Raw genomic sequence first — 21,287 nt, 5'->3', positions numbered from 1 at the left:
TTCCGTGAACTAGATCAACTGCCGTCAGAGCGGGACGGAACTTCGACCATCGACATGCGCCCTCCACTGACAATGCGTACGACGCCCCTTCGGTTTCCCTCCGTTTCGACAACCGGCGCTTCCTGGTTGTCGGCGACAGCCCGGAGTGCGAGCGAAACCGAGCCGGAGGCTTCCGCCGCTGCAATGATGGCGATCTGTTCGGGATCCGCCTCGAGTGTCGCGGTTTTTCCGACAACGGAGGTGCCATCGGCTCCCTCCGAGACGGTCTGATCGACCGCGAGCACCCGTATGTTGGAAAGGATCGCGCGGCTGGCGACCTTGCCGTCCTTGCTCGAGGAGTCCGGGCGGGCGACGGTGTGGATGACGTCGACATGGTCGTTGGGCAGAATGAAGCCGCCGGCGGTGCTTTCCGCCGTCACGCGAACGGCGATCGCCCGTTTTCCGGAGGGCAGCATGCTGGAGAGGAAACCGCTGCCGCGCGCAGCGAGCTTGTCCTCTCGGATCGGCTCCCCGGCGACGAAGCTGCTCTGGGCGAGCATGCCCTTGAGCGCCTCTGTCGCATCCGGCCGTGAACTGCGGCTGATGAACACCGGTGGGATGTCGCCTTCCCAGGGCTGCCAACGCATGTGGGTCTCCTCAAGAACCGATCCGCGGGGAAGTTCGGAAGACGCGACGAGCACCTCCTGCGCAGGCGTCTTTTGTACATTGGCAGCCGCGGCTGTCGGCTGATTGGAGACGCCGAGCGCCAACCAAGAGGCAATGCCCCCGGAGGTCAGGGCGAGCAAGAGAATGGCGATGCGGATCATGGCTTACCTCGATGTGTTGTCGTCAGTGCGGCGTCAGACGAGGGCGGAGAACCAATGGCTCTCCGGTAGCAGCAGCAATGCCGCCGGCGCCATCGCCGCCCCATAAGGAATGCCCGCTTCACGCGCGTGCAGGCGGCTGGACCAAGCGCGTCCGTTCAGGACGATCGGCAGAGGGACCCTCCGAAACTGGATGAGCGCAAGCGTCAGAGCTGCGCCAAACACCGATGCGTAGACGACGAAATGCAGAGCGAGGTCGGCACCGAGCCAGAGCACTGCCACGGGGAGCAGTTTTGCGTCACCGCCGCCGATCCAGCCGAAGGCGAAGAACGTGAAAGTGCAGGCCAACGCGGCGGAGGCAACGAAAATGCTCAACGAGATCGTCGTCGGGTCCATGCCGGCGACCGGCGCAAGAATGGCATAGCCGATCGCCAGTGAGCCCACCAGGCGGTTCGATATCGTCATCGTCGCCACGTCCTTGACGCCGGCATAGGTCATCACTCCGGCGAACAGGAAGAATGCGAACCAAGCGGCGGATGTGGAAATCATCTTCAGGTGCCTTTCGCGAGGCCCCGACGGGCCGGTTTCAATTCCCGCGAAATGTGCCGTCTGGACCGCGAAATCGCCATTCGACCTGATGGCCTAGACGAGCCGAACAAGGCGCGCGGCCCGGACTAGGCCAACCGGTCGAATCGCAAGCCTCGCCGAGCCACGATATATGGTCTGGTGTGGAACAGCGGGATGCAGGACATCCGAATGAACGACACTATCGGCGCCAAAAAGCCGCCTCCCCGGTCACGCGGCCTTCCGCGTCGATTGCTACGGGACGAGCGTGGTGCAGTGGCCGTGATCGCCGCGATCGCCTTCCCCGTGCTGATTGGCGCAATGGGCCTGGGTGCCGAAACGGGCTACTGGTACCTGAAACAGCGTAAGCTGCAGCATGCGGCGGACGTCTCCGCGCATGCGGCCGCCGTGCGCCACCGGGCGGGCGACCAGCAATTGGCCCTGGAGGCCACCGCGCTCAGAATTGCGAGCGCGTCCAGCTATTCGCCCGGCAGCATGACCGTCAGCACCCAGTCCGGCCCGACCGCGGGCAACGCTAAAATAACGGTGGCACTGAGCGAGACGTATCCGCGCCTGTTTTCATCCATCTTCTCCGGCGAGCCCATGGAGATCGGGGCCCGCGCCGTTGCCGAGATTAAGGGCGGCTCGAAGGCCTGTGTGCTTGCTTTGTCGAGCTCCGCGTCCGGCGCGGTGACGGTGACCGGCTCGACGGAAGTTCATTTGTCGGGCTGCAGCGTGGTCTCCAATTCAAACGCTGCGGACGCTTTTCTGATGAAGAACGGCAGCGCTGTGATGTCGACCGACTGCGTCTACACGGTCGGCGAAGCCGTCACGACGACGGGGCTCACGCTTACCGGGTGTTATGAACCTGTCGAACGCGCCCCGCCGACGGCGGACCCCTTTGCATCCGTCGCCGAGCCGGAGAAACTGCACATCGAGCAGCTTCCCTGCAGAACGCTCGCCTATGTCTCGAATTCGACCTACACGTTCGACCGGCTTGCGAACGGGCAAGAGGCGATCCGGTTCTGTGGCGGACTGGAGATCAAAGGAACGATCTCTCTGAAGCCGGGCCTGTACATCATAGACGGTGGCGATTTCACGGTGACTGCGGGGGCGAAGCTCTCGGGCGAAGGGGTCACCTTGTTCTTCGCCAATTCGGCGGCAGCGAAGCTGCTCGGCAACGGCGATATCGATCTGTCCGCCCCGACCAGCGGGCCCTATGCCGGCCTGCTCTTTTTCGGCAGCCGTCACACGACGGGCGTGGTTCACCAGGTGACCGGCAACTCCGAATCGACATTGGAGGGAAACCTCTACATGCCGACTGCCCGCATCGACTTCACCGGAAACTCCACGGTTTCCGGAGGCTGCACCCAGATTGTTGCGGACCAGGTGACATTCACGGGCAATTCGACGATGGAAACCTGCGCTTCACCAACGGACGAGATCCTCGTAGGTCGAACGGTGTCGCTTATCGAATAGAATTCTGCTTCAACGCCCGTGGGAAATGCGGGCGAGGCCGTATTGCGCCCGCTTTCCTAGGCTCAGGACATTAGGAGCCCGTGTGGAAGATGGCGACCCCCCGCGGCACAATTTTTACCTTGTCACGTCAGAGTCGGACTCGAAAAGGCTTCAACGATATCCATATCTTGCAAGGCGTCTGGTGAGCATGCGGATGTGGGCGATGGTTATCCATGCTTCTGCTGAAGCGACGGATTTTTCGAAGTCCTTGGCCAGCCTGCGGCATCGACCCAACCAGGCGAAGGTGCGCTCGACGACCCAGCGGCGCGGCAGGATTTCAAAACCCTTGGCCTTGCCGGAACGCTTGATGATTTCGAGTGTCCATTTCCCGATTTTCTGCAGCCTCTTTTTCAGCTTGTCGCCCGCATAGCTGCCATCTGCAAAGACACCTACTTCCTTTCTGACGATTGTGCCTGTTTCAAACAGACCAGGTCTACCATGAGCTCGAAAAGCGGTGCCTTTTTACCCAGCGCCTGGGAGGGACGTGAAGCTGAATACCTTATCTTGCATATCGGCGCGTCCGACGGACATAATTCCGCCGGGTGGTTGTCTTCTCTATTCGGCGTGGTGAGGTCAAGCACCTTCTGACGATCCGTGCCTCTGGTGATTGATGTCTTCGCAGGTAGGATCTTCCTTTGTTTCAGGCGCAGTCTCAACGAGCTGCAGCCACCCTGAACGGAATGATCCAACCCACGTCCACAGCAGGGACGCTCAGTGCCTCAAATCAAGTTTGACGCGCTGAGATAAGAAGGCTGGCACCTCGCTTATGCGGTGGCGCCAGCCAATGCGTTGAACCATTCTCCTGTCTTGAGCATGCTGTGCATGATGACCGCAAGCTTTCGGGCGACCGCCACCGCGGCACGCTTGAAGCCCAACCGCTCACGCAGTTTAAGCCCCCAGCTCTTGAGACTGTACTCGCGCCTGACACCGGTTCTTGTGAGGATCACCGTCGCGGCTTCGTAAAGCAGTCCGCGCAGGTGGTTGTCGCCTCTTCGCGAGATATGGCCGTCATAGTCGACCTCGCCCGACTGGTAGCGCCGCGTTGTCAGCCCGAACCAGGCGCCAACGGAGCGCGACGTTCGGAAATTTTCTGGATCTTCAATCGCGGCAACGTAGGAGACGGCCGTGACGGCACCGACCCCTGGTATCGTCATCAAACGCTTCGCAGCCTGGTTCTCCGTATCCATACGCGGAAGGCCGCGGAGTTGGATCGCGCGCAGGCGCACTGGCTGAAGTATGGTGAGGCTGTCGCTCAGGCGATGTACTGATCCTGGGCCTTTTCGGCCTCACGTAGCCTTTTCCACGTCCACGGGAGCAGTTCATGCAGGCGGGAGACAGGAAGATCTGCGATACGGGCCAGCACGTCGGCGAGCCATACCGCGCCGCTCAAGGCGTTCTATCGCTGGCGCGCCGGTACGGGCCCGAGCGTCTTGAGGCGGCGTGCGATCGGGCACTGACGATCAATGCGCTCAGCTATTCCTCCGTCAGCACCATCCTCAAATCCGGCCTCGATCAGGCTCCGCCTGTTGCCGAGCCGGTCAAGCCGCCCCAGCGCACGGCAACATCCGCGGCAGCTCCTATTACCAGTGAAGAAAGGAAGACACTCACATGCTCACACATCCAACCCTCGACCAGATGCACGCACTCGGCCTATCCGGCATGGCGGCAGCATATCGCGAACTGGTCAATCAGCCCGAGAGCAGCGATCTCAACCGCGATGAATGGCTGGGTCTGATGCTCGACCGGGAGATGGCCGTGCGCGGCGACAAGCGCCTGACCAACCGGCTTGCAATCGCCAAACTGCGCTTCCCCGATGCTTGCATCGAGAATATCGACTTCGCCGCCCATCGCGGCCTTGACCGCCGACAGCTTCTCTCCCTGGCCCAAGGCGAATGGCTCAAAGCCCATGAGCACTTGATCCTGACCGGACAAACGGGAACGGGCAAAACCTGGCTTGCCTGCGCCATAGGACGGCAGGCGGCCCGCCTCGATTATTCCGTTCTCTATGTCCGCATGCCTCGTCTCTTCGAGGATTTGGCGCTGGCGCGCCTCGACGGTCGGTTTCCCCGATTGGTCGACAAGCTCGCGCGTGTTCAATTGCTCATCCTCGATGACTGGGGAACCCATGCGCTCAGCGATCAGCAGCGGCTGGATCTCCTGGAAATCTTCGAAGAGCGCTACCGCCGGAAATCCACTCTGATCACCGCCCAACTCCCCGTCGCGCAGTGGCACGAGATGATCGGCGAACCGACGATCGCTGACGCCATCCTCGATCGTATCGTCCATAACGCCCATCGAATTGCGCTCGAGGGAGACAGCATGAGGAAGCAAAAACCACGACCGCTCTTGACCGAAGCGCGAAACGCCGAAATCAATAACCCATGACATCAACCAGGCGAACGAAAGTCGATCCCGCGAGACTGTCCGGGATTTAGTGAAACGACTGTCCGGGATTTACCGGAATCGCTGTCCCGTTAATCCGAAATCCGCAATGGCCATACCTGCTCATCTCGCGGGCCCAGTAATGCGCGCTGCCACAGGCTTCCATCACGATCACCGCTGGAGGCTGCTCGGCCATAAATTTGGCAAAACTTCCCCGTGACAATTTCTTCCGGAACTTCAGCTCCCCCGTCATCGACGCCCCATGGAGCTGCAAAACCGTCTTTGCCAAATCCACCCCGATCATTGTATCTTTCGTCACGGTTGCCGTCCTTTCCGCTCAGTGGCTGTAAACACGATCGCGTCCCGGCAGGTGGTGTAGGTGGCAGGAGGTAGCAAAGCCGAACGCCCGCGCGCTTCTCGTTGCGCTGTAGCGGGTGATCGGCTTTGCGGGCGGCCATCAGTGTTTTCCGATAGGGTCGGGTTGTCGAAGACCAACCTGACGGAAAGACCACCGATGACCAATGACATGATGAACGTACGCTCGCTTGTTGAGAAGAGTGCAGACGCCGATTTATTGCGCGAGATGCCCCCGGATCAAGTCCGAGGGGGCTTTGCCGCCGAACGGCTGATGGAGCTGGAGGTCGGCGGAGCCACGGGTGCTGACTTCGGCGAGAAGAACCCGATGCGACTTGCTCAACGCAACGGTTATCGTGATCGGGATTGGGAGACACGAGCCGGAACCGTTGAACTCCGCATTCCCAAGCTGCGCAAGGGCAGCTACTTCCCGAGCTTTCTTGAACCGCGTCGGATGGCGGAGAAGGCTCTGACGGCCGTTATCCAGGAAGCGTATATCCAGGGAATCTCGACCCGTTCTGTCGACGATCTGGTCAAGGCCATGGGTATGAGCGGCATCTCCAAGAGCCAGGTATCGCGACTGTGCGAAGAGATCGACGTCAAGGTGAAGGCATTCCTCGACAGGCCGATTGAAGGTGACTGGCCATACGTGTGGGTGGATGCCACATACCTCAAAGTTCGGCGCGGCGGACGCATCGTTTCCGTTGCCGTCATCATCGCCGTCGGCGTCAACAGCGACGGGCGGCGCGAGGTTCTGGGTATGGAGGTCGGCACGTCCGAGGCTGAGCCGATCTGGACGGACTTCCTGCGCAGGCTCACGCGCCGAGGTCTGCGTGGTGTGAAGCTCGTCGTCTCCGATGCGCATGAGGGTCTCAAGGCCGCGGTCACCAAGGTTCTCAGTGCCACCTGGCAAAGATGCCGAGTTCACTTCATGAGGAACGTCCTGGCACATGCCGGAAAGAGCGGCAGGCGCGTCGTATCCGCCTTCATCGCAACGGCCTTCGCCCAGGAGACCCCAGAGGCAGCAAGCGCTCAATGGCGCAGCGTCGCCGATCAGATCAGGCCGAAAGTTCCGAAGCTCGCCACCATCATGGACAATGCCGAAGAGGATGTGCTCGCCTACATGACCTTCCCGAAAGAGCACCGGGCAAAGCTCCATTCGACAAATCCAATCGAGCGTCTCAACGGCGAAATCAAGCGCCGCACCGAGGTCGTTGGCATCTTTCCGAATGACGAAGCCATCGTCCGTCTCGTCGGTGCATTGCTGCTCGAACAGAATGACGAATGGGCCGTCCAACGCGCCAGATACATGACGCTTGAGACCATGGCGCAAATGAGCGATGATCCGCAAATCAGTCTGCCCGCTGTGGCACGCTGATATCCCCTCCGACCCAGGTCGGAAAGCACGGCAATCGCCGTCAGCTACACCACGTCCAGGGACACGATCGTAAACACCACTATCCTGGCACATTGCGATGCCGTCTGGGGAGGGCGGCAACCACTCCATCTTTCAATGAAACATCAAGCCCGATATATTGGTCCACGGTTGCCTCCATTTGATGTTTGGGCCCCCTTCCAATCGTGAGCCCGTATTTCCATCTTATCGGCGCAACCACCCCCGCCAGCCGTCATCTTAGAAAATGGCTAGGGGCGATCGCGCCGCGATTACCCCATGTTTCAGTCCAGGCCATTATGATCTCCATCGAATGTTCGCAAATCCGAGGGAATCACAACTGGCTGGAATCACTCACTTCTTTTTGAGGTCGCCTCTTACATCAATAAATCCGATCTGCTTTAATGTCAGCCGACGTTCCGAGACCAGCTATCGCATTTCCCAAAACCGGTCATTGAAGGACCTCGTGGGGAGGAACGGCCAGTTATTTTGCAACTGCGGCGAATGAGTTTTCGACTAACACCGAAGCTCGCGAGAGGCTGGGTAGTCACCCGGCATTTTTTTCCGCCAGAGGCGGATTGACTCCCTCCTATCTCTCGGGGGAAACATCTGCCGATGACCGCGACGACCGATTTCATCGCAGAGCTCGTACGTGCCGCCAACGAAGTGGCAAAGCTGCCGCCTATGGAGAGGGGTCGGCTGTTGAAGCGAGCTATTGCGACAATCCGGAACATGCGGGATATCGTTGGATTTCCCACATGCGGCTCTGCCGCCGATTCATTGAAAGCGATAGGCGCCTTGGCCGGGTCTACCGGTAGCAGACCTGATGCAGACGTCCGCGCCGCCCTGCTCGAAGCGGCCGGTATGATCCGGGATCTGCGCATTGTAATGGATTCGAAGATCGAGGTGATCATCAAAAACGCCCGCGGCTTAGATCGGCCGACCTCATAGGGAAGCCATGCGCATCGCGACGCCATTCGACGCGTCCATAACGGCGCCGTCCGTATCTCGGAAGACGTGGTGCGCCCGGCCTCGAAGGGATCATGCCTTGGCGCAGCTTCAAACTATCGAACGACAAGGCTTTCGCCGAGAAGCTTCACGATGTGGTCGGCCTTTACGTTTCGCCGCCGGCCCATGCGATTGTCCTTTCCGTCGATGAGAAAAGTCAGATCCAGGCGCTGGATAGGACGCAGCCGGGTCTTCCCATGAAGAAGGGTCGCGCCGGCACGATGACCCATGATTACAACCGCCACGGCACCACGACACTTTTCGCGGCCCTGAACGTTCTCGACGGATCCGTCATCGGCCGCATCAGACGCATATCGAAATTCCTTTCGATATGTATCTCGCCTGGAGCAAATCAACCCGGATCACGCGGATGACACTGCACAGCCGCGTGGCGTCTGCGGCGCAGCAAGTTCTCGAGCGTGTCGCCGGCCTTTACAGCGCCGCCGAGCGCAAGGCACTCGGTATCGATCTGTTTGGCGGATCCCTGAACGTCCGCAAGATGCGCGGCGGTCAGCATCGCCGGTTTCTTTGAGCAACTGTCGAGATTTTTCAGGGGCTGATCAGCCCGATAACAGGAGGCCGTGATGGCGACTAAAATTCTTTCCACCGCAGGCACGGCGGCGGATTCTGCCGATGTGGTCGTTGAGGCCGGTATTTCCCGTTACCGTCGCGCTGAAGGGAGTGGTGGATGCTTCTGCAAAAGTCCTCCTTCTCCTGAAGGACGATGCCAATGCCTATCATCACGTCTTCGAGCTGAACCCTGATGTCCCCGCGACGGTCATCACCGCAGCGGGCACCTACCGGTTCACGCGCGTCGCTGGAGGCGTCTGTGGGATGTTCAGTGCTTAGGTTCGCACCCCTGTTTGAGCGTCTGTTTCAGCCGCTGGTGACGACGGAAATTTCCGCCCTCCGCGCGGGTGACCGTCGAATTGGAAGCTTCAGAGCACGGGACCTACATGCACAACGAAGGCAGCATGGACGAATGGTCGCTGACGTGGACGAAGGTCGATGGAGCACATGGCCAGCGACTACGGGGGTGGGCGGCCGCCCCAGTATTCCCCAATTGTGCCTTAACACAATGAGTGCTCATCGCTAACGCGGATGGGGGACCCTCCGGCACCCCATCCGGTAACTCTAATCAGAGGATGAAGTTTCCACTGGTCAGGGCGATGTCGTCATTTACCCTTATCGCGAAGTCGATTGCCTTGTCGCCATTGACGTCGCCGTAGACATAAGTGGAAGTGCCGCTGATCTGATACCGCAGCTCGCCGCTGATGCCATGGAAAGCGGCCGTACCAATAAAGGAAAAGGCTTGGTTGCCGGAGGCTGAGGTGTTGGCATCGATGCCTGAAACATCGATCTTGTCGCCTTGGGCAGCAACGAAGTCCATTATAACGTCTTGTAGGGCGCCTGACACCCCAGTGTCGGCGGCGTTCTTGAATACGAACCTGTCGGCTCCTGCGCCTCCGTAGAGCAGATCCCGGCCGGTGTTACCATAAAGTGCGTCATTGTCATCGCCGCCGCTCAGCGTGTCGTCGCCGGCACCGCCGTCAAGTGCGTCAGCTCCCGCAAGACCGTACAAACGATCCGCGCCATCGCGGCCGTAAAGACTGTCGTTGCCTCCTTGCCCCTGGATGAGATTGGCACCGGCGTCTCCATAGAGCGCATCGTTGAAGGCGCTGCCCGCTATGTCCTCGAAGTTGAAGAAGCTGTCTCCATCGGCATGGCCGCCGCTAGCTATGCCGGTTTGCAAATCGACGTTTACTGCTGCACTTGACGTTGAGTACGACAACGTATCAACGTCTGCGCCACCATCGAGTTCGTCGCCGCCAGCTCCACCCATGATGACGTCGTTGCCATTACCACCGGAAATGGTGTTGTAGGCGCCGTTGCCGTTGAGGCGATCATTATAAAAGCTTCCGATAATGTCCTCGATCGAGCGATATGTATCCCCCTCAGCAATGTCGCCCGCGCCTCTTCCACCCTGCAAGTTGATCGTCACCCCGGCATTGGCGTAGGAATAGTTCACCAGATCGACACCTTGGTCGCCGTAGATTGCATCCGTGCCGATATAGGCGAAGAAACTGTCGTCACCCGCGCCGCCGTAAGCTGTCTTGAGGCCTTCGCCGAATAGGTAGACGGTGTCATCGCCCGTTCCCGCATAAACGGTATCCGTGCCGTTTCCGGTGTCGATCGTATCGGCACCGTCGCCGCCAGAAAGGTAATCGTCTCCATTATTGCCGTAGAGATTATCGGACCCTTCCTGGCCGTGTAGATAATCGTTATCGGCGCCACCACTGAGAATATCAGTACCATCTCCGCCAATAAGCGTGTCACTGCCAGCGTCGCCGTAAATTATATCGCGAAGATAGCCACCCGTCAGATAATCATCCCCACCTAAACCATAGATGGTATTAAGTTCTAGGCCGTATCCAGCACTAGTCGCGTTGAAACTGTCCGAATCTGCCGTTCCGTTATAAACTGTCATAATATGCCTCCTGATTTTTAATTGATTACGTTCTGAAATTATCACATTCACAATACGGGGTTAAGTAACCAAAAAAATCTATTTCAGAACTTGAGTTCAACGTTCGTTCTATTTGGCTAGACACACCAACCATAAACTGTGTAGTACCGATCAGGCCTTGCGGATGATTTCTTTCTTGAGGTCATCCACTTCCTCGCACAGCCGGTTTATAGACCGACAGAGACCTTCCAGCTCGCGCCCAAACGACTTCCTCCCATTAATGCTCTCCATCGCCTCAATGGCGGCTGTAGCGCGGTTGAGCGCAGTGGGATAACCGCCGCTACCTGGGCGTTATTCGCATCGGCTGCGGGAGAGGAGCGTTGGCCGTTCGAAAACCCACCTTTGGTGACGAATTACAAAATGCCGAGGCTGATTCCGAAGGCGATTGTGGCAAGGGGCGGCAGATCACTGATGTCCTGAAACTGCATAATTCTCTCCGGCGTCATGCGCAGCACGGTAGGCATTGAGAAGCTCGATAAGCGCGAGCATGGGATAGATCGCGATCCAAGTGCTGATGACGCCGGAATAGGCAACGCAGTAATTGATGCCGCCGAAGACCATGAAGCGATACATGCGGAAAACACCCTGATCCAAGGTGTGACGTTCTTCCGAGCTCCAATGATAAACAGGCCGACCAGCCGCAAGAGACCGACGCAAACCAGCCAGCCGAAGGTGTCTTCGTCGAACAAAGCTCGGAAAAACGCGAACGACGGCTGATCAAACACCGGGTCCGGCAACAGCAGTGAGCCCCCCAACCCGTCATGATCGTTGCCCATATCCACTCCGTCATTCGCGGTCCGAACCGGTGCTGTATGCGTATCCAGATACCTGGACCCGCGTAGCTCTCGGCGGTCATCATTTTTGCCCCGGCGCCGTGACGATGATGTCAGGCGCGTTACCCGGCGTCTTGATGACAACCTTATGCTCGTAACCCGGAGAAACGATCAGCCGCTGCAAATACTCATCGACCACGCCAGGATAGGTCATCAACACGCCGCCGCCCTGCCCGTTCGGCTGCCACTCCTGCGGCATACCAAGACCTGACATGTGGCGGTCGGCATAGGCCGGCTCGCGCAGCTCGACCGTATCGAACGGAACGACACCCGGCGGCTCGTAGCGCCGGGAGAGTTTGACAACCTTCCGGCTCATGGTCAGCCCGCCGTCCTGCGATAGGCTTCGCCCACCAGCGTCAGGCCGCTGACTTCACCATTCAGCCGGTTGTTTTCGGAATTGCCGGTGAAGAAGGCGTTGACGTAGTGGTGCGTCACGCCGGTGAATTCCTCGACGATCGTCACGCTTTGGCGTGGCGCCCGCATGAGCGCGGAATAATCGACGCCGGTATCGGCAAAGGCCACATTCGCACTGGGCGAAACCGGCGTTCCGACCCGGTCAGTCGTCCCGTTTTGGTTGGTGATTGCCTCGTTGCTCTGGCTGGCTTTGGCAGCTGCGAGCGCGGCATAACGAGCGCAGGGATCATCTGCATCGACGGTGATCCCGCCGATCTTCACGTTGTTGGTCATGTCAGGCGCTTTCTTTCGACTTTTGCGCGTCGGGATCGGTTGCGCCTGCGGCATCACTCGGAAGCCCGCGTTCGAAGGGAGACTTCATCCCGGCATCGATGTACCGTTTGGCCGCTGCTTGAGGCACGACGAGGCTTTCTGCACTTTCGTGCGCCCTATACATCCCCGAGTACATGCCGAACCAGCTTTGGAATAATCTCCAGTCCTGGAAGCAACCAGAACTCGACTGGGTTGTCGTCGGCGGCGAAAGCGGCGCTGGCGTGCGTCCAATGCAGCCAGAGTGGGCGACCTCCCTACGCGACCAATGCGCCGCCGCCGGCGTCCCGTTCCTTTTTAAGCAGCGGGGCAACCGTCGCCCCTGCTCGGATGCCAACGGCCCCTACATGTTGCGCGTCCCGAAAGCCGAGGCAGGCCGTCTGCTTGATGGCATCGAGCACAACGGCTTTCCGGAGGTTCGCGCATGACCGACGCCGAGCTCATCCTGCGGAAAATCGCTGACGTGGCCAATACGGTCGGGTTCCATTCCGGTGAACCCGGCATCGAGATCGCCGGCCACATACTGTCCTCGCTGGTCACCAACCCAGAAAACATCGAGCGCTTTTTAGTCGAGGGCACCGAGCTGCTACACGACCGCACCATTAATTTCGAAAATGGATCGCTGACTTATCGCGCCATGAACGGCGAGATCATCTTTCCCGGCGAGCGGCGAAAGGGAAAGGGTCAGGTGCAATGACCGATGTAACCGTCGATACCGGAGATCTGACCGGCATGCAGACCCAGATTGCTCACGCGATCATGGCGCTCTTGGAAGGTTTCGAATACGAGGACGCCCTGTCGACCATTATGGCTGTGCTTGCCGGCTGCATTTCAGAGGGCTCTGAGAACGTCTGCGAAGCGAAGGCAGTTGCCGAGGCGCTTGGCGAGGCATTGGTCGACCTGGTCGAGCAGGACCGGTGACATGACCGAGCCCGCCGTCAGCGCCAACCAGAAACGCATGGACGCGATCCGCAGCCGCGCCGCGCTTGCCGCGAGCGACTGGGGCATCATGGCCGGCGAACGCGGATTGACCTTGACGGCCGCCGGCGACGAGGGAACCGAAAACGTTTCGATCATCCTCGACGATGCCAGCGTCTTTAACCGTGAGTTCGCGATCGCGGCGCCGGAGGATCTGCTCTGGCTGCTGGACCGATACACCAACCTCGCCGAACGCTATCGGCGGGTGGTCGAACAGCAAGAGCGCAATCGACCGAAGCCGAAGAAATACGCCGCCGAATGCGGCATGAAATGCAACGAGAAAGATTTTATCGACTTCCTCTTCACATGTCACGGGGTCGCCGTTTCCGACAAGGAACGCGTCATCAGCCGTATCCGCACCATGCTGCGTATCACTTTCCGCGCCGAACTCGACACCGACGACGCCGCTGCATCCCGTTGGCGCCAGCTCGTCGCCGATTTTGAAAAATGGAGAAAGAACCGATGACCGAGATCGAACACCATGACACGGTCGCGATGACCGGCACCAGCCACCAGATCAGCCGCGAGCTGCTTGGCAAGATCGTCGACGAAGTGTTCGATGGCGCCATCGAAGATGCATCGGTCATCGAGCAGATCTATGCCGCCATCAAAAAGCACGAAGACCCCGCACCCCAAGATCAAATGATGGGCATTGTTGTTGACCTGAGCCTGGTGCCATGATTAGTTGCGCCGCCTGTGGAATTCGAACGCTCCAGGCTGGAAGAGTCCTTTCTGCGAACGCGGGAGGACTTTTCTTTTTTGTGGCGGCCAGGCGCCGTATCATGACCGTTAATCAGGAATATCCCGCAACGGCTTCCGTCTCGGCTTGGGCACCCGCCTTATTTGCTTCGGCTGGGATGGAAACATTATAGCGTCGGTGATAAATGAGGCTCCCACCAAACGAGAACGCTGATGGCCTTTTACAATCTTTCAGAGAAGGAGCGCATTGCTCTGACAGAGCGCGCAATCACGGAGCGTCGGACTGTTACGGAGAGGTGGAGCACATTGGAGCAAACCGAAGCAGAGCCTTGGAAGCCTCGGGCTCGCATTGCGGCTCGGCTGCTCGGAACACCGCGATCCGTCCTTGATCTTGGTTGCGGCGTGATGGCACTTGAAGAGCTTTTGCCGAGCGCCACAACCTATTACCCTGTTGACGTTGTGTCGCGCGATAGTCGTACGATCGTTTGCGATTTCAATAACGCGAGCCCTCCCCGAATTAAGGCGGAGGCTGTAACCTGCCTTGGTCTTCTGGAATATCTATTTGCCCCGGAGGCGCTGCTGAACACTCTCAGCTGGCGCCACGACAGGGCTGTTATTTCCTACTGTATAACGGATGCGCCGAAGCCTGTGGTAGAGAGGCGCGCCCACGCGTGGGTCAACGGAATGTCGAGCCAGCAGGTGGAGGCACTCTTCCATGCTACCGGCTGGAACATCCTGCAACGTCAGTTGGTGGACCAGATACAAATGATCTGGCTACTCGAACGTAAAGCTGAAAGGCGGTCTTTGATAAAATCCGCCATATTCGAGCTAAAAAGCTATTGGGGTAGCCAGTTCTTCCCTATTGCCGGCTCCACCCCATAAGGGTTCAGTTCGGCTCTCAATTCGTTGGGACGCCACGGCTCGCTCTCACGTTCATTTAGACGACTCCATCAGTTCAGTGTATCCCCACGGTGCGCGGCGACATGGACTTGCTTCGGAAAAGTGGAGAGGCGATTTCAGATTGGTCATGACCTGCGACTGAGTGGATTGCCGCACATAGACGACGGCCTTGCGCGCGAGTAGCGCTGCCGGAATCAAGTCAGTGCTGGTCATCGTCGAACTCCTCGACGACCAGACCGGCAGCCTGCATCAGCAGACAGGCCAGCGTTGATATCGCCTTCTTGCGCTCCTTGTCGCTCAGTCCGTCGAGCTTGCGCGTTTTGAATATCAGGTCGAGCTGTCGGCCGACGCCGGCACCAGCGTATTACGAGGTCTCATCATCTTCCTCCTGAGCGATTCTAAGTCCACCTCGGAAGAGTGCAGGCTTGTCACCGCCTGTGACCAGCCTGTTCAGTTCGATCAGCGCCGCAAGATCAACCCGTGCCGGACCCATCGTCATGCCGGCACACGTCACAGGATCGATCATCCATCCGGCAATCGAAACAACGACACCTGTCGGCCCCAAAACCTGCAGAAACTGACCTGTCGCTCGCTGATCGACGCGGCGAACACAAACCTGTTGGCCGAAATAGGGATGCCAACGATAATGAACTTCCACTTCATCGCCGACATGGGCAGAATGAACGGGAGATGGGGATTGGGCGGAAAAACTGGTTATTCGCCGGCGCCGACACAGGGGCCGAGACTCTGGCACGTGCCATGACGATTATCGAGACGGCCAAGATGAATGGCGTCGACCCGCAAGCCTATCTGGCCGACGTGCTCGACCGCATCCACGATCACAAGATCAATCGCCTCGATGAGCTGCTCCCTTGGAATTGGGTGCCGGTTACTGCAATCTGTGCCGAGGCCGCCTGATGGCGACGATCACCCACGTCCTCACCATCGACTATGTCGCGGAAATACTCGACGAGGACCCTGAGCTCCTTCGGGCGATCGTCAGAAATTCCGATAATCTGACCTATGGAAGTATCATCAGCGTCTATGCCGGATCAGACGAGGCAATTACTGCTCTCACTGACGATGGCATTGACGAGCTGAGCCAGATGCTTGCTCACGCTCGCCGCTCGACCGACGAATGGAACGACTTCCTCAAAGCCTTTGTCGACGACGAAGAGCTCATCGCCCGCTTCAAAGCGAAATCTCCGCGGTAACAATCGGGCGGTTACTCTACAACGGCACGGACGAGGCGATCACCGCTCTGACCGACGACGGCATTGAAGAGCTGAGGCAGATGCTCGAAGATGCCCGCCGCTCGACCAAAGAATGGCACGAGTTCCTCGACGACTTCGTCTCAGACCCAGATCTCATCGCGCGCATCAAGGCAAAATCCCCGCGGTAACAGCCGGGCGGTTACCTTCAACTCGGCGCGGCCGAACCTGCTGCACACGCCAAGCTGCAGCCACGTCGCCTGGTCGTCGATTCGGATCATCATCAATCTCTGCCTCGCTGCCGAGGCTTGTGGCATCGCCAACCAGTACCTGCTTGCCGGAACGCTCCCGGCCGATGTGAATATCGCGACGCTGCAGATCGCCTTGACGGCACGCGGGCTGCTGATCGCGCCGCTCTAAGGCTTTTAGACTTTGGTCCCGCGTTTCTTCGCGGTTTCGATCATCGCGCGCATCCGGGCCGTCTCCACGCGGTTCGGTGCGATCCGCTCAAGCTCCTCGGTCGCGATCTCAGCCTTGTCGAACTGCTTGAGCGCCAAATGGCACTTGGCAAGTGTCAGATACCCAGGCCAGAAATCCGATTTGCCTTCGATGCTTCGTTGGCAATGGATCAAGGAGAGATGGGGATTTTCCCTAATCACAAGGTTGGCGAGCAGAAGGTGAGCGTCCGCGTTTTGTTGATCGAACGATAGTGCTGTCTGCACCAGCCGGATGCGTTTGGAAAGGCTTGCGTTCGGGTTCTGCTTGGCAAGGAAGAGCCAATAGGCACTGCTCTGCTTGCGGGAAACCCGATAGGACCCGACCAGATCGGGAACCGCTTTGTCAATACTGTCGTTGACGCCGTTGAGTAGGAACTGCTTGAGGCTTTCCGTTGGCAGGACGCTCGTAATCGGGTGACTGGAATAGCCAAGCCCCACCAGATTGCCGCCGACGTTATTGATCAACTGGGCATGTTCATTGTCCAGACGGTTGCGGGGATCGAAAAGGACATAGGACCGAACATCGCTGGTTTTGAGGGCCGCCACCTTGTCGAACACGTAAGCTCGAATGCTGTTCTGCGCCGCCGTATAGCGTGTCTCGAACGGCACGTATTTCGGATTGATCGAGAACTGGGGCGAGATAGCGATGCTCTCAGTGGCGTCCAGTAGCCGCGCAAAATTAAGAGCCGCGTAGCCGCCCATGCTCGCGCCATAGGTTATCACTCGCGAATAGGGCCTCAATGCTTCGCGGGCCAGCATGACGGCTTCGACGACGTCCTCGCTCTGGTACCAGAGGTTATCCGACGGAACGAAGTGAATGGCCGGGATGCCTCTCTTGGAGAAGAAGCTGTCTCCGAACCCCTGTCTGTGAAATCCCGGGGTGTGACTGGCAGATTGAAATGTCACAAAAGCCGTGTTGCCCGGAAATAGCTCGGACCGAACGACCACGTCCGGTGACGAGTAAAAATGATGCGCGATTACCACTATATGCCCCTGAAATGCCCTCGCAATTTTAGCGCTGGGGTTGCGCAAGTCAACGACTCAAGCGGCTTAGACCGTTTGAACATCCAATATGACACCGCCAGGAGCTGCATAGAAGGCACCTTCATTCCGACTTTGAACCCGGTTCAAGGGGACCTCGAACCGTCTTCGAAGTTACGAAATTGAATAAGCTGGCTGCACTAAAACGGCCTATGGTCTGGGCATAGCCATGGCTGGCTCGTCCAGCATGGTGTAGTAGCGTTCCTCGGCTTCGGCAGGCGGTATGTTTCCGATGGGCTCCAGAAGAGAGTGGTTGAACCAGTCGACCCATTCGAGCGTGGCGAATTCAACGGCTTCGAAGTTGCGCCACGGTCCGCGTCGGTGAATGACCTCAGCCTTGTAAAGGCCGTTGATCGTTTCGGCGAGAGCATTGTCATAACTGTCGCCGACACTGCCTACGGACGGCTCTATTCCGGCCTCGGTGAGACGCTCGGTATAGCGGATACAGACGTATTGGGCAGATTCAACCGGTCGTCGCAACACCTTGAACAAGGATGTTACGATGAAGCCCCACAAGCGTCGTTCGGATCGCTCTACACACGAAGCAAACTACGTTCGCCCGGCCGGCCGCCAGTCTGGCAGCGTGAGAATCTCTGCCGCTTCTGGCAAACTGTTGCGTCTGGTCAGACGAGTGAGGACGCGGCGGTAGACGCCGGCGTTTAGGTGCGTATTCCGATGAAGCCGGCCACCGATTCCGATTTGAAGCCGGCCAGTCATTCCGATTTCATTCCGGCCACCATTCCGATTTGAAGGCGGCCATTTCTCGGACTGATCCTGGGTCTGGTTGATTTTTGGATCGGGTTTTGTTTCAGGTCAAGCGTGCGGTATTTCAGGCGCTATCGGCGAGCGCTGTTTTCGCATGCTTTCACCGGTGAGATCGATGCGATAGGCACTGTGAACGAGGCGATCCAGTATGGCATCGGCGAGCGTTGGGTTTGCGATAATTTCCCACCAGCGATCCAGGGGCACCTGACTGGTGACGATCGTCGAGCGACGCTCGTAGCGGTCTTCGATGATCTCGAGGAGATCGCGGCGCTGATCATCGTTGAGTTTTTCCGGTCCCCAGTCGTCGAGGATAAGCAGATCAGTCTTGGCCAGCGATTTGAGGATCCTGCCGTATCGCCCGTCACCCCTTGCAAGCGCGAGCGTGGCGAACAGCCGGGGAACCCGGTGGTATGCGACAGAGAAATCCTCGCGGCAGGCTTTGTGGCCGAGTGCGCAGGCAAGCCAACTTTTGCCGACACCGGCTGGCCCGGTGACGAGGAGACTATGATGCTTGCGGATCCAGTCGCAGCCAGCAAGCGCCATGAACAGATTGCGATCGAGGCCGCGGGCCGCACGAAAGTCGGCATTCTCGATCTGCGCATCATGGCGAAGCTTCGCAGCCCTGGCTCGGGCTTCGAAACGCTTCTGGCGGCGCATGGTGGCCTCTCGTTCGAGCAGTATGGCAAGCCATTCTCCATGCTCGAGACCGCGCGCTTCGGATTGTGCGTCGAGCTCCTGGAAGGCTGTGGCCATGCCGTAAAGACCGAGGTCGCGCAGCATGTCGATGGTGGGATTGATCAGCATTGGTTTGTCTCCTCAATGAAAGTAATCAGGACCACGCAGATTGGCGTGATCGACGATGGCGGTCGGTTCGGTGGAATGGCGCGCAGCCTTGTGGTTGGCCAGCAGCGAGGCAATGCTCTTGCAGTTCAGCCCACCGATCTCGACAGCGCGGGCAGATACGGCCTCGGCACGATTGCGATCGATATCGCGAAACAGGCGAAGCACACCCAGGCATGTTCGAAAGCCCTGTTCGGGATGTGGGCGACTGGCAAGGATTGCGATCACCAGACCTTCTGTCTGTGGCCCGATGGATGCAGCCCAGCGACGGAAACGATCCGGTGTCCACTCTGCATATCGCCGGTGGGAACTGGGCATATGATCTGGGTCGGTTCCATGACGCGGACCGCCATACCGGCGCTGATGGACGGCGACACGCTTGCCGCGGTGGAAGATCTCGATGGTGCGTGCCGTTGCCCTCAGATCGACCTGCTGGCGAATGAGGGCATGCGGCACGGAATAGAAGAAGGTCTTGAACTCAACGTGGTAATCCGTCGAGACGCGGGCCAAACGCCATTCGGCGAATTCGTAATCTTCACCCGGAAGGCTGGCGAGCGCGGCACGTTCGACACTCTCAAACAGTTGCCGCCGGGTAACACCCAATCGACGCATGAGGTGATCATTGATGCGATCGAGTGCCTGGCCGATGGCGGCATTGGCCTCGGCAAGCGAGAAGAACGTCTGCTTGCGCAGTCGCCCCAAAATGCAGGATTGGGCAAAACGGACTCCGTTCTCAACTTTCGATTTATCCCGCGGCTTTTTTGGCCGTGCCGGAAGAACACCGACGCCATAGTGGGAGGCCATCATGCCGTAACTGCGGTTGATCTCGGGATCGTAGAAGCTGGCATGGTTGACGCCCGACTTCAGATTGTCGGGGACGATCAGTCGCGGAACGCCGTCGAAGAAACGAAACATCCGGACATGCGAGCCGATCCAGTCGGGGAGCGTTTGCGTCCAGGTCGCCTCCGCATAGGTGAAGCTGGATGCGCCAAGCACCGCTACGAAGATCTCTGCCTCGCGGATCTCACCGGTCTTGCGATCAACGATCGGGATCTTCTTGCCGGAATAGTCGACGAAGACCTTGTCGCCGGCTGCATGCTCCTGGCGCATCGTCGGCGAAAGTCGCTGCGCGAAGCCTCTAAAGAGCTCACAAAAGCGGGAATAGCCGTAACCCTCGGGATGCGACCCACGATACTCCTCCCACAGGATGAGCAGCGTCACGCCGGGCTTCTTGAGCTCGACGGCAAGATCGGCCCAGTTGGGTTCGACGCGTCGTCTCGTGCCCTGTTTGATGCCGTTGCGAGCGAAGAGCTTGTTCTCGAGCGCATCGTCAGTGAGTTCGCCCGGCAAGGGCCAGCTCAATCCAATTGCTGCTGCGCGCTGCAGATTATCCTGCACCGTACTGCGCGCTATTCCCAATACGACTGCAATCTCGCGGGAGCTGGTCCCGCTTCCGGCAAGTCGCAGCATTTGTCGTAACTGTCTCATGGTCAGCCTTCTCTTTGCCGGCATCAAAATGTCCTCGTTCATCACGAGGTATCGATGCCAAAAGTTGCTGACCCAGGAGGTAATCTTCAGTGCCGAAAACTGGCCGGTCTTTGATTGGAACGGTGGCCGGCTTCAAATCGGAATGGTGGCCGGTCTTTGATCGGATTGCCGGCCGGCTTCACGTCGGAATCCGCAGTTTAGGCGCCTGTCGGAGCGCGATGGTTTCGGAGTTCAGGAGGAATGCCACCAACACATTTGGCCCCATCGGCAAAGCCACCGAGCGGGCGTTATCTAACATTTTCAGAGCGCGAGGACATTGCAATCGAACTCGCCAAAGGCAACGGAGCCCGGGCCATTGCACGCAAACTCGGGAGGTCGCCGAGCACGATCTCTCGCGAGCTGCGACGCAACGCATCCACGCGAGGTGGGAATTTGGACTATCGGGCCAGTACAGCGCAATGGCATGCCGATCGCGCCTCCATGCGCCCAAGGCCTGGCCGCAGTTTGCCGAGCAGGCCGATCGGGAGGGATGGCCCGCCGCCCGCTTCCTGTCGGCCATCGCCGAACATGAGTTGGCCGAGCGATCGCATCGCAGGATCGAACGCCACCTCGCCGAGGCGCATCTGCCGCCTGGAAAGACACTCGACAGATTCGCCTTCGACGCCGTGCCCATGGTCTCCAAGGCCCAGGTCATGGCGATTGCAGCCGGCGATAGTTGGATCGCCAAAGGTGCCACCCAGTTTCTCACCGCCAGTCCAGCAGC

24 protein-coding genes and 11 pseudogenes are annotated in these 21,287 nt (G+C 58.8%); 20 read left to right on the top strand and 15 right to left on the bottom strand.

Features of this window, described 5'->3' with window-relative positions:
* Positions 1-14 precede the first annotated feature (14 nt).
* Together cpaB and ACSQ3F_RS24270 are read right to left on the bottom strand one after the other, a co-directional pair.
* Positions 15-806 (bottom strand): Flp pilus assembly protein CpaB, encoded by a 792-nt coding sequence (cpaB, locus tag ACSQ3F_RS24275; RefSeq protein WP_436102745.1) that lies wholly within the window; start codon positions 804-806, stop codon positions 15-17.
* Between the two features lie 33 nt (positions 807-839).
* On the bottom strand, positions 840-1,352 hold the full coding sequence (locus ACSQ3F_RS24270; RefSeq protein WP_436102744.1) for an A24 family peptidase: 513 nt from the start codon (positions 1,350-1,352) through the stop codon (positions 840-842).
* 207 nt (positions 1,353-1,559) lie between these two features.
* Between ACSQ3F_RS24270 and ACSQ3F_RS24265 the strand changes: the two genes are divergently transcribed.
* Positions 1,560-2,846: a pilus assembly protein TadG-related protein gene (locus ACSQ3F_RS24265; protein ID WP_436102743.1), complete on the top strand. Its 1,287-nt coding sequence runs from the start codon at positions 1,560-1,562 to the stop codon at positions 2,844-2,846.
* Positions 2,847-2,996: 150 nt separating this feature from the next.
* Here the strand turns inward: ACSQ3F_RS24265 and ACSQ3F_RS24260 are convergent.
* The 3 pseudogenes from ACSQ3F_RS24260 to ACSQ3F_RS24250 all read right to left on the bottom strand — a co-directional run.
* Positions 2,997-3,272, bottom strand: a pseudogene (locus ACSQ3F_RS24260) (transposase); the annotation flags it as partial.
* Between the two features lie 377 nt (positions 3,273-3,649).
* Positions 3,650-4,111: pseudogene (locus ACSQ3F_RS24255) on the bottom strand (transposase); the annotation flags it as partial.
* Between the two features lie 26 nt (positions 4,112-4,137).
* A pseudogene (locus ACSQ3F_RS24250) lies at positions 4,138-4,263 on the bottom strand (transposase domain-containing protein); the annotation flags it as partial.
* On the opposite strand from ACSQ3F_RS24250, the pseudogene ACSQ3F_RS24245 reads away from it, so the two are divergent.
* Positions 4,246-4,475, top strand: a pseudogene (locus ACSQ3F_RS24245) (IS21 family transposase); the annotation flags it as partial. The pseudogenes ACSQ3F_RS24250 and ACSQ3F_RS24245 sit on opposite strands and share 18 nt — an antisense overlap.
* Positions 4,476-4,493: 18 nt before the next feature.
* On the top strand, positions 4,494-5,270 hold the full coding sequence (gene istB / locus ACSQ3F_RS24240; RefSeq protein WP_436102742.1) for an IS21-like element helper ATPase IstB: 777 nt from the start codon (positions 4,494-4,496) through the stop codon (positions 5,268-5,270).
* A gap of 106 nt (positions 5,271-5,376) precedes the next feature.
* Here istB (ACSQ3F_RS24240) and ACSQ3F_RS24235 read toward each other — a convergent pair.
* Positions 5,377-5,586, bottom strand: a pseudogene (locus ACSQ3F_RS24235) (IS110 family transposase); the annotation flags it as partial.
* A gap of 195 nt (positions 5,587-5,781) precedes the next feature.
* Here ACSQ3F_RS24235 and ACSQ3F_RS24230 point away from each other — a divergent pair.
* The 5 genes and pseudogenes from ACSQ3F_RS24230 to ACSQ3F_RS24210 all read left to right on the top strand — a co-directional run bounded on the left by ACSQ3F_RS24230 (position 5,782) and on the right by ACSQ3F_RS24210 (position 8,871).
* Positions 5,782-6,999 (top strand): IS256 family transposase, encoded by a 1,218-nt coding sequence (locus tag ACSQ3F_RS24230; protein WP_436102741.1) that lies wholly within the window; start codon positions 5,782-5,784, stop codon positions 6,997-6,999.
* 630 nt (positions 7,000-7,629) lie between these two features.
* A complete protein-coding gene (locus ACSQ3F_RS24225) occupies positions 7,630-7,965 on the top strand; it encodes a hypothetical protein (protein WP_436102740.1) in 336 nt (111 codons plus the stop codon).
* 101 nt (positions 7,966-8,066) lie between these two features.
* Positions 8,067-8,324, top strand: a pseudogene (locus ACSQ3F_RS24220) (IS630 family transposase); the annotation flags it as partial.
* Between the two features lie 68 nt (positions 8,325-8,392).
* Positions 8,393-8,554, top strand: a complete 162-nt coding sequence (locus tag ACSQ3F_RS24215; protein ID WP_436102739.1) for a hypothetical protein — start codon at positions 8,393-8,395, stop codon at positions 8,552-8,554.
* Positions 8,555-8,655: 101 nt separating this feature from the next.
* Entirely contained in the window at positions 8,656-8,871 is a 216-nt protein-coding gene (locus tag ACSQ3F_RS24210) for a hypothetical protein (RefSeq protein ID WP_436102738.1), read from the top strand.
* A gap of 289 nt (positions 8,872-9,160) precedes the next feature.
* Here the strand turns inward: ACSQ3F_RS24210 and ACSQ3F_RS24205 are convergent, their stop codons facing one another.
* The 4 genes from ACSQ3F_RS24205 to ACSQ3F_RS24190 all read right to left on the bottom strand — a co-directional run bounded on the left by ACSQ3F_RS24205 (position 9,161) and on the right by ACSQ3F_RS24190 (position 12,069).
* Positions 9,161-10,510 (bottom strand): calcium-binding protein, encoded by a 1,350-nt coding sequence (locus ACSQ3F_RS24205; RefSeq protein ID WP_436102737.1) that lies wholly within the window; start codon positions 10,508-10,510, stop codon positions 9,161-9,163.
* Between the two features lie 392 nt (positions 10,511-10,902).
* Positions 10,903-11,325: a hypothetical protein gene (locus ACSQ3F_RS24200; RefSeq protein WP_436102736.1), complete on the bottom strand. Its 423-nt coding sequence runs from the start codon at positions 11,323-11,325 to the stop codon at positions 10,903-10,905.
* 79 nt (positions 11,326-11,404) lie between these two features.
* Positions 11,405-11,698 (bottom strand): hypothetical protein, encoded by a 294-nt coding sequence (locus ACSQ3F_RS24195; protein ID WP_436102735.1) that lies wholly within the window; start codon positions 11,696-11,698, stop codon positions 11,405-11,407.
* A 2-nt stretch (positions 11,699-11,700) separates the two neighbouring features.
* Positions 11,701-12,069, bottom strand: a complete 369-nt coding sequence (locus ACSQ3F_RS24190) for a hypothetical protein (protein ID WP_436102734.1) — start codon at positions 12,067-12,069, stop codon at positions 11,701-11,703.
* 173 nt (positions 12,070-12,242) lie between these two features.
* Here ACSQ3F_RS24190 and ACSQ3F_RS24185 point away from each other — a divergent pair, with 173 nt between their 5' ends.
* The 6 genes from ACSQ3F_RS24185 (at position 12,243) to ACSQ3F_RS24160 (ending at position 14,664) form a co-directional block, all read left to right on the top strand.
* Complete coding sequence (locus ACSQ3F_RS24185) at positions 12,243-12,533, top strand: DUF5131 family protein (protein ID WP_436102733.1); 291 nt, start codon at positions 12,243-12,245, stop codon at positions 12,531-12,533.
* On the top strand, positions 12,530-12,802 hold the full coding sequence (locus ACSQ3F_RS24180; RefSeq protein ID WP_436102732.1) for a hypothetical protein: 273 nt from the start codon (positions 12,530-12,532) through the stop codon (positions 12,800-12,802). Before ACSQ3F_RS24185 ends, ACSQ3F_RS24180 begins: the two co-directional genes overlap by 4 nt.
* Positions 12,799-13,026, top strand: a complete 228-nt coding sequence (locus ACSQ3F_RS24175) for a hypothetical protein (protein ID WP_436102731.1) — start codon at positions 12,799-12,801, stop codon at positions 13,024-13,026. The genes ACSQ3F_RS24180 and ACSQ3F_RS24175 overlap by 4 nt, the downstream gene beginning before the upstream one ends.
* Before the next feature lies 1 nt (position 13,027).
* Positions 13,028-13,549: a hypothetical protein gene (locus ACSQ3F_RS24170; protein WP_436102730.1), complete on the top strand. Its 522-nt coding sequence runs from the start codon at positions 13,028-13,030 to the stop codon at positions 13,547-13,549.
* Positions 13,546-13,764, top strand: a complete 219-nt coding sequence (locus tag ACSQ3F_RS24165; protein WP_436102729.1) for a hypothetical protein — start codon at positions 13,546-13,548, stop codon at positions 13,762-13,764. The genes ACSQ3F_RS24170 and ACSQ3F_RS24165 overlap by 4 nt, the downstream gene beginning before the upstream one ends.
* 231 nt (positions 13,765-13,995) lie before the next feature.
* On the top strand, positions 13,996-14,664 hold the full coding sequence (locus ACSQ3F_RS24160; RefSeq protein ID WP_436102728.1) for a methyltransferase domain-containing protein: 669 nt from the start codon (positions 13,996-13,998) through the stop codon (positions 14,662-14,664).
* A 382-nt stretch (positions 14,665-15,046) separates the two neighbouring features.
* Here ACSQ3F_RS24160 and ACSQ3F_RS24155 read toward each other — a convergent pair whose 3' ends face one another.
* Positions 15,047-15,340 (bottom strand): hypothetical protein, encoded by a 294-nt coding sequence (locus ACSQ3F_RS24155; protein ID WP_436102851.1) that lies wholly within the window; start codon positions 15,338-15,340, stop codon positions 15,047-15,049.
* A gap of 26 nt (positions 15,341-15,366) precedes the next feature.
* On the opposite strand from ACSQ3F_RS24155, the pseudogene ACSQ3F_RS24150 reads away from it, so the two are divergent.
* The 3 genes and pseudogenes from ACSQ3F_RS24150 to ACSQ3F_RS24140 all read left to right on the top strand — a co-directional run.
* A pseudogene (locus tag ACSQ3F_RS24150) lies at positions 15,367-15,600 on the top strand (transposase domain-containing protein); the annotation flags it as partial.
* Positions 15,600-15,896 (top strand): hypothetical protein, encoded by a 297-nt coding sequence (locus ACSQ3F_RS24145; RefSeq protein WP_436102727.1) that lies wholly within the window; start codon positions 15,600-15,602, stop codon positions 15,894-15,896. The pseudogene ACSQ3F_RS24150 and the gene ACSQ3F_RS24145, both read left to right, overlap by 1 nt.
* Positions 15,897-15,986: 90 nt before the next feature.
* A complete protein-coding gene (locus ACSQ3F_RS24140; RefSeq protein WP_436102850.1) occupies positions 15,987-16,313 on the top strand; it encodes a hypothetical protein in 327 nt (108 codons plus the stop codon).
* A 5-nt stretch (positions 16,314-16,318) separates the two neighbouring features.
* Here the strand turns inward: ACSQ3F_RS24140 and ACSQ3F_RS24135 are convergent, their stop codons facing one another.
* Together ACSQ3F_RS24135 and ACSQ3F_RS24130 are read right to left on the bottom strand one after the other, a co-directional pair.
* On the bottom strand, positions 16,319-17,422 hold the full coding sequence (locus ACSQ3F_RS24135) for a hypothetical protein (RefSeq protein ID WP_436102726.1): 1,104 nt from the start codon (positions 17,420-17,422) through the stop codon (positions 16,319-16,321).
* A gap of 159 nt (positions 17,423-17,581) precedes the next feature.
* Positions 17,582-17,890, bottom strand: a pseudogene (locus ACSQ3F_RS24130) (integrase core domain-containing protein); the annotation flags it as partial.
* Between the two features lie 43 nt (positions 17,891-17,933).
* On the opposite strand from ACSQ3F_RS24130, the pseudogene ACSQ3F_RS24125 reads away from it, so the two are divergent.
* Positions 17,934-18,091 (top strand): annotated as a pseudogene (locus tag ACSQ3F_RS24125) (IS30 family transposase); the annotation flags it as partial.
* A 153-nt stretch (positions 18,092-18,244) separates the two neighbouring features.
* Here the strand turns inward: ACSQ3F_RS24125 and istB (ACSQ3F_RS24120) are convergent.
* Positions 18,245-19,000 carry an IS21-like element helper ATPase IstB gene (gene istB / locus ACSQ3F_RS24120; RefSeq protein WP_436101600.1) on the bottom strand — a complete coding sequence of 252 codons (756 nt, stop codon included), beginning with the start codon at positions 18,998-19,000 and terminating at the stop codon, positions 18,245-18,247.
* Positions 19,001-19,012: 12 nt separating this feature from the next.
* Positions 19,013-20,524: an IS21 family transposase gene (gene istA / locus ACSQ3F_RS24115; protein ID WP_436101599.1), complete on the bottom strand. Its 1,512-nt coding sequence runs from the start codon at positions 20,522-20,524 to the stop codon at positions 19,013-19,015.
* Between the two features lie 204 nt (positions 20,525-20,728).
* On the opposite strand from istA, the pseudogene ACSQ3F_RS24110 reads away from it, so the two are divergent.
* Positions 20,729-21,025, top strand: a pseudogene (locus ACSQ3F_RS24110) (helix-turn-helix domain-containing protein); the annotation flags it as partial.
* Positions 20,983-21,282: pseudogene (locus ACSQ3F_RS24105) on the top strand (ATP-binding protein); the annotation flags it as partial. The pseudogenes ACSQ3F_RS24110 and ACSQ3F_RS24105, both read left to right, overlap by 43 nt.
* Positions 21,283-21,287 lie beyond the last annotated feature (5 nt).

Source organism: Pararhizobium sp. LjRoot238, from assembly GCF_964252955.1.
GTDB lineage: Bacteria > Pseudomonadota > Alphaproteobacteria > Rhizobiales > Rhizobiaceae > Pararhizobium.
Note: the sequence above shows the minus strand (reverse complement) of the source record. Positions and strands in the feature narration are given on the sequence as shown.